This window comes from Roseovarius sp. W115 (genome assembly GCF_032842945.2).
GTDB classification, from domain to species: domain Bacteria; phylum Pseudomonadota; class Alphaproteobacteria; order Rhodobacterales; family Rhodobacteraceae; genus Roseovarius; species Roseovarius rhodophyticola.
Map to the genome: position 1 here is coordinate 1,800,528 of NZ_CP146606.1, position 18,943 is coordinate 1,819,470.

Consider the following 18,943-nt stretch of genomic DNA (forward strand, 5'->3'; position numbering starts at 1 on the left):
GCCTGCGATGAAGTATGAAAAAAGCGACGCCGCATTGGCGAAACTCACGCAGGAGCAATTCCGTGTAACGCAGCAGAACGGTACAGAGCGCCCCTTCACCGGGGAGTATAACGACAACAAACAGCCCGGTATCTATGTCGATATCGTTTCGGGTGAGCCACTCTTTGCCTCTTCTGACAAGTTCGAATCCGGATGCGGTTGGCCCAGTTTCACGAAGCCAATCGAGACGGCGCATGTCACCGAGCACCATGATGCGACGCACGGCATGGTGCGCACCGAGGTGCGCAGTGCGCATGGCGACAGCCATCTGGGGCATGTGTTTCCGGACGGGCCGCGCGATCGCGGAGGTCTTCGCTATTGCATCAATTCAGCGTCATTGCGGTTCATTCATCGTGACGAGATGGAGGCCGAGGGTTATGGTGCCTACCTAGATCAAGTGGAGGACGTGTGATGACAGAAGAACGCGCAGTATTAGCCGGCGGGTGCTTTTGGGGCATGCAAGATCTCATTCGCAAGTTGCCTGGAGTTCACAAAACGCGTGTGGGTTACACTGGCGGCGATGTACCCAATGCGACCTATCGCAACCATGGAACGCACGCCGAAGGCATCGAGATCATATTCGATCCCGAGACGATCAGCTTTCGACAGTTGCTGGAGTTCTTTTTTCAGATTCACGACCCAACAACGCCGAACCGACAAGGCAATGATCGTGGTATGAGCTATCGGTCGGCGATTTACTATGCGAACGATGAACAAAAAGCGGTGGCCGAAGATACGATTGCTGATGTGAATGCCAGCGGGCTTTGGCCAGGACGCGTTGTTACGGAACTTGAGCCAGTTGGCGACTTCTGGGAAGCGGAACCAGAGCATCAAGACTATCTTGAGCGCATTCCGAATGGATACACTTGTCATTTCGTGCGCCCAAATTGGACATTGCCAAGGCGGGATGCAGCGGAATAGCCGGAAAGCTGGTCAACGAAAGAACTGATTGAATGATCCCGGTGCCGCTTCTGCGCACTGGGTTTTTCTTTGCGTTGATTAAGTTTCTTTACATTGCCCATGTAAAATCGCCTGTTGCTTGCGCGGCTCAGCCCCCTAATATCTGCCGCACAAGATAGGGAGAGAAACAATGCAAAAACTATTTGGAGCCGGCGTCACCGCCGCGCTGTCATTTGCCTTTGCCGGAGAGGCCCTGGCGACGGAATGGAATGTATCCCTTTGGGGTAAACGCCGCGCCTTTACCGAGCATGTTGAAAAGCTGGCTGAATTGGTCAGCGAAAAAACCAATGGCGAGTTTACTCTGAACATCAGCTATGGCGGACTTTCGAAGAACAAGGAAAACCTTGACGGTATCTCGATTGGCGCCTTTGAAATGGCACAGTTTTGTGCCGGGTATCACCGGGACAAGAACCGTGTGATTACTGTACTGGAACTGCCGTTCTTGGGCGTGAGCAATCTGGAAGAAGAAATGGCGGTCTCGGCGGCTGTCTATAGTCATCCTGCTGCTGCGGAAGAAATGGCGCAGTGGAATGCCAAGCTTCTGATGACGTCGCCTATGCCACAATACAACATTGTTGGCACTGGCGAACCGCGGGATGAGCTGAAAGATTTTGAAGGTATGCGCGTACGTGCAACGGGCGGGCTTGGCAAAGCTTTTGAAGCTGTTGGTGGCGTGCCAACATCCGTCACGGCGACCGAAGCCTACCAGGCGATGGAATCTGGCGTTGTCGACACAGTCGCGTTCGCGCAGCACGCCCACCTGAGCTTTGGCACAATTAATCAGGCCGAATGGTGGACCGCCAACTTAAACCCTGGCACCGTGAATTGCCCGGTTGTGGTTAATATCGACGCCTATGAAGGCTTGTCGGATGAACACCGCGCTGCATTGGACAGCTCGGTGTCAGAGGCGTTGGATCACTACCTGGCGAACTACGGCGAACTGCTCAAGAAGTGGGACAGCGTACTGGAAGAGAAAGGCGTTCAGAAAGTCGAAATCGCGGACGGCGAAATTGAAGCTTTCAAGGCCAAGGCTGCTGATCCAATTCGGGAAGCGTGGATTGCTGATATGGAATCCCAGGGCCTGCCAGGTCAGGAACTTTACGATCTTGTGATCAAGACACTCGAAGATCACCGCAGCGGAAGCTGAAGCTAAAAAGCCAGCAAACACAAGAAATCAGGCCGGGGAGTCCCTCGGCCTGAACACTATACAGGAGGGGACAATGGCCGGCGCATCCACTGTATTACAAGATTCCAGCCTGCTCAGTCGGCTGGACCGGGGCTTGCTACAGCTTGAACGTGTGTTCGCGCTCTTTAGTGGTCTTGCTGCCTTTTCCTTGATGTTTCTTGCCGCCTATTCGGTCAGTGGGCGCGAGTTTTTTGGCGCACCTTTGCCCGGCTATGTCGATTGGATTGAGCTTTTGATGCCGCTTATTGCGATCATGGGGGTGTCCTATGTTCAGCGCGAAGGCGGGCATATTCGCATGGATATTCTGATTGGTCAGCTCAACGGCCGCATTCTCTGGGCGCTGGAATTGATCGCTATCCTGTTGATCTTGCTCCTGATGGTGGCGCTGGTATGGGGGAGTTGGTCGCACTTTGATCGCAGCTTTGACATGAGCAAACCGCTGTGGAGCCGGGATAGCACGATAGATATTGGCCTGCCGATTTGGCCTGCGAAACTTCTTGTCCCAGTCGCGTTTTCTGTTCTGTGTCTGCGCTTATGTTTGCAAGCTTGGGGATACGCGCGCGCGCTGGTGCTCGGGTTGGAACGGCCCGTTGCAGTGCCTCTCAAGATGACAGTGGCAGAACAAGCTGCAGCGGAAGCAGAACAGTTGGAGGGTCGCGACTGATGGACCCAATAACAATCGGACTTTGGACCACCGCCGGCATGTTGGCCATGGTTGTTCTCGGCATGCGCGTGGCGTTTGCTGCGGGTTTGGCTGGCTTCCTTGGGCTGATTTGGCTGCGTTGGAATGGCTTTGACTATGATCCCGCCCGGTTCTGGAAGGCGGTTGAAATAAGCGTCAAGGTGGCAGGACAAGTGCCGCATTCAAAGGTATCGGCGCATGCGCTTAGCCTGATTCCGACATTCATTCTTATTGGATATTTGGCCTACTACGCCGGGTTGACACGTGCTCTTTTCGAAGCAGCAAAACGTTGGATCGCCTGGGTGCCGGGGGGCTTGGCGGTCTCGACAGTGTTCGCCACTGCAGGATTCGCTGCGGTCTCCGGGGCCAGCGTCGCCACGGCGGCGGTTTTTGCGCGGATCGCGATCCCAGAGATGCTCAAAGTCGGCTACAACAAGCAATTTGCAGCAGGTGTCGTGGCTGCTGGTGGTACCCTGGCTAGCCTTATTCCGCCTTCTGCAATTCTGGTGATCTATGCATTGATCGTCGAACAGGACGTGGGAAAGCTTTTGCTGGCTGGTTTCATCCCCGGTGTCTTCTCGGCGTTTGTCTATGCCATTTTGATCATCACTATCGCCATGGTTTTCAAATCGGTTGGGCCGCCTGTCAGCGGTTTTACATGGCGAGAGCGTTTCGCCTCGCTGCCACCGGCCTTGCCGATTGTCGCTGTGGTCGTGATTATCATCTTCTTTGTCTACAACCCTTTCGGCGATGCCTGGGGCACACCAACCGAAGGCGGTGCCGTGGGCGCTTTCATCGTGTTTCTCATGGCACTCTATCGCGGTATGGGTTGGGGAGAGCTAAAGTCTGCACTCATTGAGACAGCGAAGCTCACTGTCATGATCTTCTCGATCATCTGGGGTGTGCTGATCTACGTTCGCTTCCTCGGTTTTGCCGACTTGCCTGGCGCGTTCTCAGATTGGCTGACCGCTTTGGAAATGTCACCGTGGCTCATTCTGGTCTGCATCCTTTTGGCTTATGCGGTTCTTGGCATGTTCATGGATGCCATTGGCATGCTCTTGCTTACGCTGCCCGTGGTTTATCCTGCGGTTATGGCGCTCAATGGTGGAGAGGATGTTTTGGCCGTTGACAGCACCTTTGGCATGTCAGGTGAGATGTGCGCGATCTGGTTCGGCATCCTAGTTGTCAAAATGGCGGAGTTTTGTCTCATCACACCTCCTATTGGCCTCAACTGTTTCGTGGTTGCGGGCGTACGTGATGATCTGAGCGTGCAGGATGTGTTCAAGGGTGTGACGCCATTCTTCATCGCAGATGCCATCACGATTGCCTTGCTCGTGGCCTTTCCAGCCATCGTGCTTTGGCTGCCGAGTTTGGCATAGATCACAAAGAGAATTGCACTTCGGCTTTGAAACGCGAAAAGTAGCGCCAAGGGTCGGAGGCTTGCATCATGAAAACCATCACTGAGTTTCCTCACGAGATTGAGGTGCTGGACCCGGTATTTATCGAGATGTCCGATGGCGTGCGCCTGGTTGCCAAAATCTGGAAACCCAAAGGCACGGAACAGGTTCCAGCTATCCTGGAATATCTGCCTTACCGCCGCAGTGATGGCACTGCGGAGAGGGATGCGCTGACCCATCCGTATTTCGCAGGCCATGGCTATGCGGCGATCCGCGTGGATATGCGTGGCTCAGGTGACAGTGAAGGTGTAATGGAGGGGGAGTATCTCAAGCAGGAACAGGATGACGCGCTTGAGGTGATCAACTGGATAACCTCGCAACCGTGGTGCAGCGGCTCGGTGGGTATGATTGGCATTTCGTGGGGCGGGTTCAACGGGTTGCAAGTGGCAGCACGGCAGCCCGAAGCGCTCAAGGCCATAGTATCCATTTGTTCGACCGATGATCGCTATGCGGATGACATCCACTATATGGGCGGTTGCCTGATGATGGATAACCCATGGTGGTCCAGCTACATGTTTTCGCTCAACACCACCCCGCCAGACCCTTTGGTTGCCGGTAACAAGTGTCAAGAAATCTGGTTGGAGCGTCTTAGGGGCAGTGGGTTCTGGATTTCGGACTGGTTGCGGCATCAGCGCCGGGATGACTTCTGGAAACATGGTTCGGTCTGCGAGGATTTCTCGCAGATCAAGGCGGCGGTCTACGCTGTTGGTGGTTGGGCAGATGGGTATTCCAACGCCGTGTTTCGCCTTATGGAAGGATTGGACAGCCCTTGTAAGGGTCTTGTAGGGCCGTGGGCGCACAAGTACCCGCATTTTGCCAAACCGGGTCCGGCGATTGGGTTTTTGCAAGAATGCCTGCGCTGGTGGGACTATTGGCTGAAAGGCATTGAGACCGGCATCATGGATGAACCCGCTCTGCGCGCTTGGGTGCAGGATGGTGTGTCGCCACAGACGTTTTACGACCATCGTCCGGGACGGTGGGCTGCAACCGAAAGCTGGCCGAGCCAACAGGTAAAGCAAGAGATTTGGCACCTCAACTCAACGGGTCTTGAGCCTGTGGCACAGAATGCCCAAGCATTGACTCTCTGTTCCCCTCAGACAGTCGGCATGGCTGGCGGCAGGTGGTGTGCCTTTGGGCTCGATCCCGACGGTCCCGGGGATCAGCGCGCCGAAGCGGGTGGGTCGCTGGTGTTTGATACTCCTGTACTGGAAGTGGATTTTAGCATTCTCGGTGCGCCGGAGCTTGAGCTAGAATTGGAAAGTGATCAGCCTGTGGCAATGATCGCTGCGGTGCTGAGTGACGTGATGCCTGATGGGGCCGCAACACGCGTCAGCTACGGTGTCCTCAATCTGACGCACCGCGATGATCATGAACATCCTACGCCTTTGACCCCCGGCAAGCGCTATCGCGTGGGTCTCAAACTGAACGATTGTGGGCACAGGTTTGCGGCTGGCCACAAACTGCGTATCGCGCTTTCAACGACGTACTGGCCAGTGATCTGGCCCATGCCCGAAAAGGTCACGCTGCAGATTGTGACGGGGCAAAGTACGGTTGCACTACCAGTGCGCCACGCCTCAGACCTGGATGCCGAACTACCAGAGTTTCTACCACCAGAAGGCGCTGAGCCTCTTGATATAGAACAGCTTTCCAATCCTGAATTTGAGAATGGGTTCCAAACTGATCTGATCACCGGAGAGGTCACCTATCGTCTCAAGGTGGATGAGGGCCGGGTGCGTCACAACGATCATGATGGTTGGACCACAGCATCCACGCATGAAGAGATTTATCGCATTCACCCGGATGATCCATTGAGCGCATCGTTTGACGTGACGTGGACAGAGGAGGTGTCGCGCGGCGCGTGGCAAGTGACAACACGCACCCGAACACGCATGCACGCGACAAAGACGCACTTCGTTTTGAAAGGTGAACTAGAAGCGTATTTTGGCGAGGAAGAGATATACCGTCAAACCTGGGATGAGGAAATTCCCCGCGATCTGGTCTAGGCGGGCTTCGGTAAACGTGTTCAACATGGACAGACGGATTTTTGATCTGATTGGCCATGTTTCATGCCCGAAGATACGCAATTCAATATCCTTGTTGTCGTGACGCCGCATTTCAATGTGCTGGCCACAATGGGATTTCTCGATCCGTTTCGCGCGGCGAACTATCTGGAGGGGCAGGTGCGTTTCCGTTGGCAGATCGCGTCCGAGGCGGGTGGTCCTTGTATGGCCAGCAATGGCATTGAGGTGACGACACGAGCCTTGCCAGAAGACCGGGCCGACTTGGTGGTCGTCTCCAGCAGTTGGACACCTGAACGCCACAGCACGCCTGCCTTGCAATCCGCTTTGCGGCGCTGGGCGCGACAGGGGGCCACTTTGGCGGGACTCGATACAGGGGCTTTCATTCTTGCCGAGGCAGGATTGCTCACCAATAAGCGCGCCACGGTTCACTACGAACATATTGATGCCTTTGGCGAGACTCATCCGGAGTGTGAGGTCAGCGAAGAGCTCTTTGTCTTTGACGGCAATCGTCTCACCTGTGCCGGTGGGAGCGCATCGACGGATTTTGCCCTTAACATTCTGCGCGGGTTGGAGGGTGATGCGCTTGCCAACGATGCGGCACGCTACATCCTGCATCAAAGCGTACGCCCTATGGGCAGCCCACAAAATGCGGCACCGGTCGAACCATTGGGAAACACGGCGCCCGGGTCGGTCCGGCGGGCGATTTCCATCATGGAAAAGAACCTGGAGACGCCGCTTTCGATTGCCGAGGTCTGCCAACAGGCGCGCATTTCGCACCGACAACTGGACCGGTTGTTTCGCGACTATGTGAAAAAGACGCCGCAGCTGTATTACCGTGATATTCGCCTTGATCGTGCGCGTGGATTGGTCACACAAACCGAGATGCCTTTGTCTGAAGTGGCCGTTGCCTCTGGCTTTGCCAATCAAGTCCATTTCAGCCGGGCCTACAAAGCGCGATTCGGGCTGCCGCCGCTCAAAGATCGGATTGAAGGTCGGGTTCCGTTTGAGTTTCGCGCCTGGCCGATGCATCGCAAGGCATGACAAACGGGTGTTATGGCGAATAAAGTTAAATTTCAGACGAGCAAGATGGCATAAGTTGATGTTGTTAAGGTTCAGAATACCCGAGCGCAAAAAGGGAGATTGCTATGACCGAACGGCCCAATCAGTCAGAATTCGAAGCCATTTCCCGGGGCTATTCCGCTGATGCGTCAAAATCGCTGTCACTGCGCGCTGAAGCCTATGTCGAGCCGCGCTGGTACGACATTGATCAAAGGGCCGTGTTTGCCAAGACCTGGCAATGGGTGTGTCACGTTGAGAAACTGCGCAACCCCGGATCCTATTTGACCACTCAGATTGCAGGCCATCCCATTGCAATTGTCCGCGACCGCGAGGGCGCATTGCGTGCCTTTTACAATGTTTGCAAGCACCGTGCGCATGAGCTTTTGTCAGGCGAAGGCGAGACGACGCGCATCATGTGCCCGTACCATGCCTGGGTCTATAAACTTGACGGTCAACTCGTGCGCGCACCCGAGACCGAAGGTCTTAAGGACTTCGATATGGGGCAGATCTGTCTCGATCAGGTACAGGTCGAAGAATTCTGCGGGTTTGTGTTCGTTAACCTTGATCCTAAGGCCGCATCTCTGAGTGAGCAGTCGGGCGACCTGGAAACGGAAATACGCCACTGGGCTCCGGATATCGAGCAACTGACCTTTGGCCGTCGCCTAACCTATGACATCAAGTCCAACTGGAAGAACGTCGTCGACAATTTTCTCGAATGCTACCACTGCCCGACAGCACACAAGGATTTCTGCGATCTGGTCGACATGGACACCTACAAGGTCACGACGCATGGAATTTATTCCTCGCATATGGCCGATGCGGGCAAAGGGTCAAACACGGCTTATGACGTCTCAAACGCTACGGTGCGCACCCATGCTGTCTGGTGGCTTTGGCCGACAACTTGCCTGATGCGCTATCCGGGGCGGTCGTCGATGATCGTTCTCAACATCATTCCTGTTGGACCTGACCGAACGTTGGAAACCTATGATTTCTTCCTTGAGACACCTGACCCGGATCCGATGGAGCTTGATGCGATGCGCTATCTTGACGAGGTGCTTCAGGTCGAGGACATCAATCTGGTCGAAAGCGTGCAGCGCGGGATGAACACACCCGCCTTCACCCAAGGACGCATTGTCAATGATCCGTCAGGCTCGGGCAAATCCGAGCATGCGGTGCACCACTTCCATGGGTTGGTTTTGGACGCTTACGAACGAGCCGTAGGATGAGCGCCGATGTGCCAAACATCGTTGTCATTATGGCCGATCAACTGGCCCCGCACTTTACCGGGGCGTACGGACATCCCATAGCCAAGACACCGCACCTAGATGCTTTGGCTGCGCGCGGGGTGCGGTTTGATGCGGCCTATTGCAACTCGCCTCTCTGCGCGCCCTCGCGCTTTGCTTTCATGTCTGGCCAACTTATCAGCCGGATTGCCGCCTATGACAACGCGTCCGAGTTTCGCGCCTCTGTTCCGACTTTTGCACATTACATGCGGATGCTGGGCTATCGAACCTGCCTGAGTGGCAAGATGCACTTTGTTGGCCCGGATCAGATGCATGGCTTTCAGGACCGGGTCACGACCGACATATACCCGGCTGATTTTGCCTGGACGCCGGATTGGGAAGCTGCCGATGAGCGGATCGATAAGTGGTATCACAATATGCAGACGGTCAAGGAAAGCGGACCGGCGGTGGCCACGTTCCAGACCGACTATGACGATGAGGTCGGTTTTGCCGCGCGTCGTTGGTTGATTGACCGAGGACGGGATCGCGCGGCAGGGGATGCAGCACCATTTCTATTGGTGGCGAGTTTCATTCACCCACATGATCCATATGTGGCGAAACCGGAATGGTGGAACCTTTATTCCGACGATCAAATTGACATGCCCGAGGTCGGTTTACCGCCGGAGGCGCAAGATCCCTTCTCCAAACGGATCATGGACGGCATCGAAGCCAGCTACGTGCCCCTAACCGACGAAGAAGTGCGCCGTGCGCGCCGTGCCTATCTTGCCAATGTCAGCTACTTCGACAGCAAAATCGGTGAGATCGTCAAAACGCTCGATGAGATGGGTGAAACCGAGAACACCATAGTCATTGTCACGGCGGATCACGGTGACATGCTCGGCGCGCGTGGGTTGTGGTACAAGATGAATTTCTTTGAACATTCCGCACGCGTCCCGCTGGTCATGGCCGGACCGGGCGTTGCGCAGGGCGTTGTGTCAAACGCCTGTTCACTGGTTGATATGTTGCCGACATTCGTAGACTTGGGCGGTGGCGATACCGGTATCTTTGGGGAACCGGTTGATGGCCGCAGCCTGGTTCCGCTTATGCGCGGCGAAACGGATACCGCAGATGAAGCCATCGGCGAGTATTGCGCGGAAATGACGCCTGCGCCGGTGTTCATGATCCGCCGAGGTCGATTCAAATTCATACACTGCGATGTTGATCCGCCGCAGCTCTATGATCTGGAAAATGACCCCTCAGAGCTGGTCAATCTGGCCAATGACGCCGCCTATACCGAACAGGCAGCAGCGTTTGCTTCAGAAGTCACCGCGCGTTGGGACAGCGAGAAGCTAAAAACCGACATTGTCTCCACGCAACGCACACGGCGCGCGTTGCATGCGGCGATGGAGGCTGGTGCATCGGAAACCTGGGACTACAACCCGCCACGTGATGCAAGCCAGGAATATGTGCGTAACCACATGGACTGGACGGTTGCCGCGTCCCGCTACAGGTTCCCGCCACTTGGAAAGGAAGAAGGATGATCTTGAAGGGTAAAGTGGCCGTTGTCACGGGTGGTCGTGGGGGCATAGGGCGCGCAATCTGTGACCGGTTCGAGCGTGAAGGCGCGACGGTCTATGCTGCAGACCTAAATGCGTCTGGATCGTTTGGAAAACCTGAGGACAGTGCTCGTTTTCTCAAGCTGGACGTGACCAGCGAAGATAATGTTCGCACTGTCATGGACCATGTTGGCACTGAACACCAACGTTTGGACATTCTGGTCAATGCCGCCGGAATTGAGATCGAGAAGACGATTGAAGAGACCAGTTTAGAGGAGTGGAACCAGTCCTTTGCAGTGAATGTGACGGGTACATTTCTGACTTCGAAGTATGCGCTGCCCCTCATGCGGAAAGCAGCGCAAGGGGCGACTAGCGCCAGCATTATCAACTTTGGTTCTTATGACGGGTTTATCGCCGACCCTGGTCTGGCGGCCTATTGCGCCACGAAAGGAGCCGTTCACGCACTCACCCGTGCGATGGCCTGTGACCATGGCCCAGAAGGTATCCGAGTAAACGCTATCTGCCCCGGCTATGTCGATACGCCGATGTTGCAGAGCTTTTTCACCGGGGAAGGTTCAGGCGGTGGCGGCCAGAGCATTGATCAATTGCAAAAGGCTGTGCGCGATGTGCATCCCATGCGCACTTATGGCACGCCCGAGGACATCGCCAATCTGGTAAACTGGTTGGCCAGCGACGAAGCGCGCTATGCCTCGGGGCAGCTTTGGGTGCTGGATGGCGGGTTGTCGGCCCAAGTGCAGCAGATGCGGTTGTGAGCGTCTTGCGAAAAGTGAAACACAGGTGAGTGTGATGCGACTGGCAAAGAAGAAGGCACTTATCACTGGTGGACGGCAAGGGATTGGCCGTGGCATCGTTGATGCTTTTTTGGCGGAAGGGGCGCAGGTCTGGACCTGCGGTCGCAGCGCACGGCCAGAAGACTTGCCAGACGCGGTGGGTTGGATGCAGGCAGACGTGTCCCAGGTTGAAGCTGTCGAGACCTTGGCCGAAGGCTTAGACACACTTGATGTGCTGGTGAACAACGCAGGTGTTCAAGTTGAAAAAACAGTTGTCGACAGCACAGACAAAGATTGGGACACGGTTGTAGGCGCGAATTGCTGTGGTGTGTTCAACATGTGTCGTGCGCTGATCCCCAAGATGAATACAGGCGGTGCCATCATTAATATCGGGTCCATTTCGGGCCACGTCGCCGATCCCGGCATGGCGCTCTACAATGCGTCCAAGGCTTTTGTGCATGGTTTGACGCGGTCCATTGCGGTGGATCATGGGCCACGAATTCGGTGCAATGCAATTTGCCCCGGTTGGATCAACACCGGCATGCTGGAGGCGGGGTTTGATCTGGCGCGTGATCCTGCCGCTGCGCGCAAAGATGCTCTGTTGCGCCATCCTGTCGGACGCTTTGGACATCCCGAAGACATCGCGGCCATGGCGGTTTGGCTTGCATCTGATGATGCCTCATTTGCGACAGGTCAGATGTTCACCGTGGATGGCGGCATGACAGCAGCCTCGCCTCTCAATCCGGGAATGTTCTAATGGCCAATTTTGAAAAAACCGCCTGCCTTGGGGCTGGTGTGATAGGTGCAAGCTGGACTGCGCTCTTTTTGGCGTCCGGGCGATCCGTAGCGGTTTACGATCCGGCACCGGACGCGGAAAAACTGGTGCGGGACTACATCACACGCGCCTGGCCTGTCATGGAGGCGCTTGGGTTAACTGAACGGGGTGATCCTGAGGCTGTCACGTTTCATTTGGATGCGAGCGAAGCTGCTAAGAGTGCTGATTTCATTCAGGAAAGTGTACCTGAACGCATAGCAATCAAGCATGGGCTTTTTGCCGAGATTGAACCACATCTCAAAGTGGACGCGGTTCTTGCCAGCTCGGCCTCTGGCCTGACGCTTGGGCAGATGCAGGCTGGTTCGAAGAACCCGTCGCGTATGATTTTGGGTCATCCGTTCAATCCGCCGCACTTGATTCCATTGGTGGAAATCATGGGAAATGAACACACCGCAGAAGGCGTGATAGAGGCGGCGGAAGCATTCTACGCGGATGTGGGAAAAACGACGATCCGAGTACAAAAAGAAGTGCCGGGCCATGTCGCCAATCGTCTTCAGGCGGCCGTCTGGCGAGAGGCGATCCATCTGGTGCAATCCGGTGTGGCCAGTGTTGCCGACGTGGACAAGGCAATGAGCGCGGGGCCAGGTTTGCGCTGGGCGGCGATGGGGCCAACGATGCTCTTTAACCTTGGCGCTGGGCCGGGTGGGCTCGCTGCTTTTTGCGATCACTTCAGTGATACGTTCAATGGCTGGTGGGATGATTTAGGCGCACCGGTGCTTGATGATCCGACGGCGGATATGTTGGTCGAGGGTGTTGCTGAGGCCGCAGATGGTCGTTCCGTGCAAGAGTTGTCAGCAGAGCGTGACCGTATGATCCTGGCCATGCAACAAGCCCTGCGTGCAAAACCCTGAGTTAAGCCAAGTGATCAACCACCTGTAAATGCTGGGCCAGCCTGTCGACCTCGGTCAGGAACCGGGTCACCAGTTTCGGATCGTGTGGCGCGGGGCTTACACCAGCAGGTATTTCGCGATTCATTACCGCTTCGACGGCCATGGAGACCGGAACGGAAACCAATCGCGCCATAGCCGTGCTGCGCTCATCCCCCCATGCGTCCATGACAAAGGTCTTGTGCCATACCGACGTGCCTTCGCGTTCGGCTTTGACGTCGACGCAAAGAACCACGCGATCCGGCTCACCTTCGCCATATGCATTTTCGCGCCAGAACTGATCCGACATTTCCTTGAGCCGGGCTTCACCCGCATCGCCCTTCAAGGTCTCAATTTCCGCAAAGACATCTGCCCATGCATCGGCCCAACCGTTGAGACGCAAGGTGCCGCGCACGAATTCCTTTACACGCCAGGATGGTTCAAAGCGGTAATCCTCCATGAACGGAAGGGAGTCGCGGTTGGGATACACTTCAAAAGTTTCAGGTGTCGGCAAAGGTGCTTCGTAAGACGTGATTGCGTCCCAGGGTCGTGCGACGTTGAGTTCAGTGTAGTTCCGAATGGATTTCGACGGAGACCGTAGCGCTTTGAGGACGCCCAAAGGCGACCAACTGAACTTGTAACGAAAGGCATTCGTGATCTTTGGAATGCCGCCGCAATAGGAGAGAAAAGACAGGTCATTGACTGCGCTGAAGGCAGGTGAGGCGATGTAGTCGGCAATAAGATGGTGCGCCATCAGGTGGTCGATGCCCGGGTCAAGACCAATTTCGTTGACCACGGCCACGCCGCGTATGACCGCTTTGGCATGCAGTTCACGCATCTCTGGTGCGATGTAAGACGAAGACACGAAATGCGCGCCCTTGTTGATGCACATCTCTGCGAGTGGCACATGCCAATCGCCAGGAAGCATCGAGACAACGATATCACCTTCGATCACATCTCCTGAGAGAGTGTCGAAATCAAACGCATGGACGCGGTCTGTTAGATCGCCAACTGCGGTCAATGCCTTGTCGGTTGTTCTGTTCCAGACCACAACATCATGACCGGCCTCGATAAGTCGCCGCAGTCCTGGAATGGCCGAAAGACCTGTGCCGCACCAATGTATTGTCATGTTTCAGACCCCTCCAACATGCGTTTGAAACTCTGCCTCCGCCCGCGCCCAGACGCCTTTCTCCAGATTGTCGAGGCTTTGCAGCGTTGGCAACAGTTGTAAGGCGTAGTCGATGGACGACTCCAACGGCAAAAGCGACGGCAGATTGTCGATGGCCATGACATCCAGTGGCGGGTTTTCATGCACGCGCACGACCGGTTCGGACCAGCTTGTCGCGGCATCATAGATCGGCACGGGATTGTAGTCGCTGTCAGGGTCGCAGGCCACATCACCGATCACGGAAAGCTTTCGGTCAACGGTCAGGGCGGTCTTGGGTACAAAAACCGGTGTGCCCGGGCGCGCGAAGATACAGTTGAGGAAAAGATCATGGTTCAGGATTTCGGGGAAAGGCCCGCCATGAGCTGTTTCCGCCATATCCCAGCGTGTCGTCGGGACATTCATCGCTTCACACAGATCCGCCGCCCCAGTTCCAACGCGCCCCAAGGCGCCAATCACGATAGAAGTGGGACGTGGCGCACCTGTTGCATCAAGCTGTGCTTTGAGCTCTTCAAGCAAAGCCGTCTTGTCGCGATAAGCTTCAACCGCGGCGCACTTTTGCCTATGTTGCTGCGCGGCCCAGGCCAAGAGGCTCACAGCGGCCCCTGCATACCCGGCCCAATAGCCAAATGCCGCGACACGTCGCCCGGCGTCGTCCACCAGGTATTCAAGATCGTAGAGTGTGCCGCCGCCAGCTTTGAAGCGCTTCAATAGTCTTTGGCCCGAGAATTGACCCTTGAACGCATGACCGAACATGATGTGTCTGTGCCGTAGGGGCGTTGCGTCGTCGGGAAGCTCCTTCAGCCCGAAAACAATTGCATCTGATGGCGCATCCGGCCAGCTGAACTCAGGAACAATAGTGCACCCTTGGTCACGGTAACCATCGATCGGGATCACGCGGCTGCGACTCTCTTCAACACTCACTTGCATGCCTTGAGCCAAAAGTGCCGCCGCCCCCTCGGGCGTTAACCCAACGCGATCCTCATTTTCGCGGCTTTCCGCTCTGACCCAGAGATGTGTCATGTTCGCTCCTGTCGCAGCACGTATGTTGGTTTTCTAGACGTATGTGCGGGCATGGGCACGTTCGGGGGTATCCAGATGAGGTGTGGCATTGAACCCGCCGACCATCAGTGTCTCATGCACAAAATGCAATCGATGCAGAGAGGCGTTTGTGACCTGCAGCATGATCTTTGCCATGCCTTTCTTGTCGAGATTCAGAGCGTGGCGCATGGCCACGCCAATTACGCCACCAGACGTTACCAAAAGCGTCCTCCCGGCGGCATTGCACATCTCATCAATGAGATGCGTGATCCGGGACGCAAAGCTGTCAAACCTCTCAGGCACGTCGGACAACTGATCGCTCATCCACAAGTCCATCAAGAGCGGCAGATGCGTGGCGAAATCGGCCGTCGACTGCGGAGTTGGCACACCATGTTCGGTCAGGGCCGCATCGGCCAGCGCGAAGTAACTCAACTCATTCAGTCTCGTATCTTGGCTGGGTCTGTCGTAGCCCATTGCGCGAGCTGTCTCGACTTGCCGGCTTAGGGTTCCGGTCAAAACTCTGTCGAACCGTGGATTGGTTTCACGCAGATGATCGCCGAGCCATTTTGCCTGTTCCCGGCCCAGATCAGACAAGCGATCATAGCTTTCTTCGTCGGTCGCAGTGCTGTTGGCCTGACCGTGCCGTACTAAGATGATTTCAGCCACCGCAGTGTGCCCTCGTTACTATCTTTGCGACACAGTAGCCTTAGTGGCCGCTAGGGTGAAGATGTGGTCGCTCTGGTATCAACTCCAATGTACATCCCCAAGAAATATATAGCCTGCCCCATAAATTGTTTTGATCAGTTTTGGGTTTTTTGGGTCTTCATTCAGCTTGGTTCGAAGGCGCGAAATCCGGACGTCCATGGCCCTGTCAAAGCTCTCTCCCGCTGCACCGCCCAAAGTCTCTTGCATGGATTGCCGGGAAATGAGGCGCTTGGGACGCTCCAGAAAGAGTCGCAGGACCTCACCTTCGGCATGCGAAAACGGTGTTTCGATGCCAGCTTCATTGCAAAGGACGTAACGATCGAAATGCGCGATCCAGCCATTGAACGTTGCTGTGTCTCCCTTGTTTTCTGTTGGAGCATCCCGCCGCAGGTGCGCTCTGATACGTGCAACCACCTCAGATGGGTCAAACGGTTTGATGATATAATCATCTGCTCCAAGCTCTAGCCCAGTGACCCTGTCGCGCACTTCGGCACGCCCGGAAATGATGATCACCCGTGCACCTTGTTCTAGGGCCAACTGGTGTACCACTGTTAGCCCGTCCTTGTCAGGCAACGAAAGGTCAACCAGACATACATCTGGTGAGGTTTTCGCCAGTGCTGCTTCAAATTCAGTGGCGCGAGCGAACGACATGGTCCGAAACCCTGCATCTTCCAAAGCACTGGCCAGTATGGTGCGAATGGCCGGTTCGTCATCGAGAATCGAGATCAGCGGAGCATCTGCAACTTGGGTCATGCACAGACCCCGGACTTGAGAAACTCTTCCAAGGCGCTTGCGTGAAACGGTTTGCGCATAACCGGTGCGATTTGCCGCGCCGCCCGGTGTAGCGGATCACCTTTCGGTAGTGATGTGATTAGAAACACAGGCCGTGTGTCGCCAGACAAAGCTTTGATCAGGTCAAGCCCGGTTTCTTCTCCTTCCAGAGAAATATCTGACAGGATTGCAGTGATCTCTGGCATGTTTTGGGCCAGAGTAATAGCCTCAGGCACGTTCGATGCCTCAATCACGTTGTGCCCCGCATCACGCAGCATATCGCGTATTGAGTCGCGCAAATCGGGGCTGTCTTCAACAAGTAGCACTAGTCCCGGCGCGTCGATCCTATCGGTGGCTCGGAAGGGCAGACGCAATGTAACAGAACCGCCTGCAGTATGATTGGCCAAGATAACGCGCCCGCCCGCCAGTTTTGTCATGTCGTAAACCATCGTCAGGCCAAGCCCCGAGCCTTCGCCGCCTTTGGTTGTGAAAAATGGATCGAACGCATGCGCCAACGCCTTTTCCGAAAACCCAGCGCCTGTATCTTGCATGATAAAGTCGATCCAAGTGTCTTGTATTGTCTCAATGCGAAGCGTGATATTGCCCGTATCGCCACAGGCGTCACGCGCGTTTATTGCCAGGTTGAGCAGAGAATCCTGCAACATGCCGGGATCGAGCAGACAGGTTCTTTGGCCCACAGCGTTTATCGTCTCAAATACCACGTCTTCGGGCAATGTGGATATCACCAAGGTGCTCAGGTCGCTGAGGAAACCAGGGATATCTATGGCCTGTGGTGTATAGTCCCTGGGCCCGGTCATATCTGCGATACGATTCAACAAGCTTCCCCCGCGCCGCGCCGCATTGATTGTGGCTGCGATCAACTCTGCACCATCCTCAGGTAGAGCCATGATTTGTAGGCGTGACTGCATTCCCAGAATGATGGTCAGCAAGTTGGAAAAGTCATGCGCCAGGCCGGACGTAAGCTGCGCGGCCATTTCACGCCGTCGCGTTTGTTGCAAGGCTGCGCGCGTTTGCGCCTCCTCGGTTATGTCCATCGACAAAATATACACCCCTCCCGTTGCCCGATCAGGCGTGAGTGCCACACGAATTCGGCGCGAGCTTTCCTCGTGAGTGAATTCAAAGACGCCAGGCGCGCCATCAAACGCATTCTTCAAATGCGGCTCTAGAATAGCAAAGGGTTGCTCTCCGAGTGCCGTTTTGGGGGTCAGGCCTACAGGGTTGGCTTGCGTTCCGGGCATGATCACACTCAGTCGACGGTTGGAGTAAGTGTAGCGCCAGTCTGGACCGATATGCGCGATATGTGCGGGAACCATTTCCGTGGTCAGCCGCATGCGCGCTTCTGCTTCGGTGATTTGGCGTTTGGCCTCCTCCAGAGCTGTGATAGTTGCCTCAAGTTTACGGTTTGCGGAAGTGAGGTCCTGTGAGTAGCTGACAAGTTGATCTGACAGTTCTTCTGATCGCGTGCTGAGCAGTTCTTCTTGTCGGCGGGTTTTTGTTATGTCTGTATAGACCGTGACCCATCCTCCTTCTGGCAGAGGGGAACCTTCCACCGAGATGATCCGCCCACTGGCGCGCGTACGTTCCATGTAATGTGGCTCAAACGCGCGTGCGATCTCCACTCTGTCCGCAACGAAGTGGTCGACATCACCGACATCGCCGTAGTCGCCGCGTTCGGCCAGATATCGGATCGTGTCGGCAAACTGTGCGCCAGGTGTGACCAGAGCCATGGGCAGATCGAACATTTCCTGAAAGCGGCGGTTGCATACCGCAAGATGCAGATCGCGATCATAAATCGTGAGTGCTTGCTGGATCAGATTGAGACCAGCGATGGTCATCTGTGTTTTGTCAGTTTGGCTCATGGTTCTGCTTTGGCAGCCCATTCCAGCGCTGCTTCTAGCCGGTCATCACCCCAAAAAAGCTCATCGCCCACGGTAAAGCTTGGTGCGCCGAAAATGCCGTGACGCATGGCCTCTTCGGTGGTTTCACGCAGGCGATGCTTGTTGGGAACCTCTTGCGCCCGTTCAATTATGTCCGTGGGAAGTTTTGCGGCTTCTAAACAAGCGGCGATCACCTCCGGCTCCTCGATGTTCTGTCCTTCATCGAATTGCATTAAGTAAACGTTTTGGCAAAACGTAACGCCTTGTGGTTCTTCAAGTGCAATCTGTGCCACGCGCGCCGCCAACAGACTGTTTTGTGGGAAGGGACTGGGATGTCGAAACCGCAAGCCGCAGCGTTCTGCACGCCGCTCCATATCGCGCAGCATGTGTTTTCCCTTGGCGGGATAAACAACGAAAGGCGATGTGTCCCAGCCTTGCGATTTGAAAATCGGCCCAAGCAGAAAAGGTCGCCAACTCACTTTGACATCCGTTGCTGCAGCCAGGTCAGGCAGTCTCATCACACTGAGATAGGAATAGGTCGAGGCAAATTCGAACCAGAAATTCAGCTTGGCTTTTGTCATGTTTCTGCACTCCTGCTCCTTAAATTCCGAATACTGGCGGCGCGATGTCAAGGGGCGCTTGGAGCTTGTTACAATTCGTAGGAATTTGGAAAACTTCAGGAAAAAGT

Annotated in this window: 18 protein-coding genes; 12 read left to right on the plus strand and 6 right to left on the minus strand. The window is 55.4% G+C overall.

What is annotated here, in order from left to right; genetic code table 11:
• Positions 1-7 precede the first annotated feature (7 nt).
• From msrB to RZS32_RS09160, 12 genes are all read left to right on the plus strand, one after another.
• Positions 8-451: a peptide-methionine (R)-S-oxide reductase MsrB gene (msrB, locus tag RZS32_RS09105; RefSeq protein ID WP_317056670.1), complete on the plus strand. Its 444-nt coding sequence runs from the start codon at positions 8-10 to the stop codon at positions 449-451.
• Positions 451-960: a peptide-methionine (S)-S-oxide reductase MsrA gene (gene msrA / locus RZS32_RS09110; protein WP_317056671.1), complete on the plus strand. Its 510-nt coding sequence runs from the start codon at positions 451-453 to the stop codon at positions 958-960. Before msrB ends, msrA begins: the two co-directional genes overlap by 1 nt.
• 169 nt (positions 961-1,129) lie before the next feature.
• Entirely contained in the window at positions 1,130-2,146 is a 1,017-nt protein-coding gene (locus tag RZS32_RS09115) for a C4-dicarboxylate TRAP transporter substrate-binding protein (RefSeq protein ID WP_317056672.1), read from the plus strand.
• Positions 2,147-2,219: 73 nt separating this feature from the next.
• Positions 2,220-2,849 (plus strand): TRAP transporter small permease subunit, encoded by a 630-nt coding sequence (locus RZS32_RS09120; RefSeq protein WP_338549405.1) that lies wholly within the window; start codon positions 2,220-2,222, stop codon positions 2,847-2,849.
• A complete protein-coding gene (locus tag RZS32_RS09125; protein ID WP_317056673.1) occupies positions 2,849-4,246 on the plus strand; it encodes a TRAP transporter large permease in 1,398 nt (465 codons plus the stop codon). The genes RZS32_RS09120 and RZS32_RS09125 overlap by 1 nt, the downstream gene beginning before the upstream one ends.
• 68 nt (positions 4,247-4,314) lie before the next feature.
• Positions 4,315-6,327 carry a CocE/NonD family hydrolase gene (locus RZS32_RS09130; RefSeq protein ID WP_317056674.1) on the plus strand — a complete coding sequence of 671 codons (2,013 nt, stop codon included), beginning with the start codon at positions 4,315-4,317 and terminating at the stop codon, positions 6,325-6,327.
• A 63-nt stretch (positions 6,328-6,390) separates the two neighbouring features.
• A complete protein-coding gene (locus RZS32_RS09135) occupies positions 6,391-7,386 on the plus strand; it encodes a GlxA family transcriptional regulator (RefSeq protein ID WP_317056675.1) in 996 nt (331 codons plus the stop codon).
• Positions 7,387-7,490: 104 nt separating this feature from the next.
• Positions 7,491-8,630 carry an aromatic ring-hydroxylating oxygenase subunit alpha gene (locus RZS32_RS09140; protein WP_317056676.1) on the plus strand — a complete coding sequence of 380 codons (1,140 nt, stop codon included), beginning with the start codon at positions 7,491-7,493 and terminating at the stop codon, positions 8,628-8,630.
• On the plus strand, positions 8,627-10,168 hold the full coding sequence (gene betC, locus RZS32_RS09145; RefSeq protein WP_317056677.1) for a choline-sulfatase: 1,542 nt from the start codon (positions 8,627-8,629) through the stop codon (positions 10,166-10,168). The genes RZS32_RS09140 and betC overlap by 4 nt, the downstream gene beginning before the upstream one ends.
• Positions 10,165-10,956: an SDR family NAD(P)-dependent oxidoreductase gene (locus RZS32_RS09150; RefSeq protein WP_317056678.1), complete on the plus strand. Its 792-nt coding sequence runs from the start codon at positions 10,165-10,167 to the stop codon at positions 10,954-10,956. The genes betC and RZS32_RS09150 overlap by 4 nt, the downstream gene beginning before the upstream one ends.
• 34 nt (positions 10,957-10,990) lie before the next feature.
• Positions 10,991-11,731, plus strand: coding sequence for an SDR family NAD(P)-dependent oxidoreductase (locus tag RZS32_RS09155; protein ID WP_317056679.1), 741 nt, complete (start codon positions 10,991-10,993; stop codon positions 11,729-11,731).
• Positions 11,731-12,660: a 3-hydroxyacyl-CoA dehydrogenase NAD-binding domain-containing protein gene (locus RZS32_RS09160; RefSeq protein ID WP_317056680.1), complete on the plus strand. Its 930-nt coding sequence runs from the start codon at positions 11,731-11,733 to the stop codon at positions 12,658-12,660. Before RZS32_RS09155 ends, RZS32_RS09160 begins: the two co-directional genes overlap by 1 nt.
• Position 12,661: 1 nt before the next feature.
• On the opposite strand, the gene RZS32_RS09165 is transcribed toward RZS32_RS09160, so the two are convergent.
• From RZS32_RS09165 to RZS32_RS09190, 6 genes are all read right to left on the minus strand, one after another.
• On the minus strand, positions 12,662-13,804 hold the full coding sequence (locus RZS32_RS09165) for a saccharopine dehydrogenase family protein (RefSeq protein WP_317056681.1): 1,143 nt from the start codon (positions 13,802-13,804) through the stop codon (positions 12,662-12,664).
• Positions 13,805-13,807: 3 nt separating this feature from the next.
• Positions 13,808-14,863, minus strand: a complete 1,056-nt coding sequence (locus RZS32_RS09170; protein ID WP_317056682.1) for a saccharopine dehydrogenase — start codon at positions 14,861-14,863, stop codon at positions 13,808-13,810.
• A gap of 33 nt (positions 14,864-14,896) precedes the next feature.
• Positions 14,897-15,547 (minus strand): histidine phosphatase family protein, encoded by a 651-nt coding sequence (locus tag RZS32_RS09175; RefSeq protein ID WP_317056683.1) that lies wholly within the window; start codon positions 15,545-15,547, stop codon positions 14,897-14,899.
• A gap of 78 nt (positions 15,548-15,625) precedes the next feature.
• Positions 15,626-16,339: a response regulator transcription factor gene (locus tag RZS32_RS09180; RefSeq protein ID WP_317056684.1), complete on the minus strand. Its 714-nt coding sequence runs from the start codon at positions 16,337-16,339 to the stop codon at positions 15,626-15,628.
• A complete protein-coding gene (locus RZS32_RS09185; RefSeq protein ID WP_339106602.1) occupies positions 16,336-18,237 on the minus strand; it encodes a PAS-domain containing protein in 1,902 nt (633 codons plus the stop codon). Before RZS32_RS09185 ends, RZS32_RS09180 begins: the two co-directional genes overlap by 4 nt.
• Positions 18,234-18,836: a 2-hydroxychromene-2-carboxylate isomerase gene (locus tag RZS32_RS09190; RefSeq protein ID WP_317056685.1), complete on the minus strand. Its 603-nt coding sequence runs from the start codon at positions 18,834-18,836 to the stop codon at positions 18,234-18,236. The genes RZS32_RS09185 and RZS32_RS09190 overlap by 4 nt, the downstream gene beginning before the upstream one ends.
• Positions 18,837-18,943: the final 107 nt, after the last annotated feature.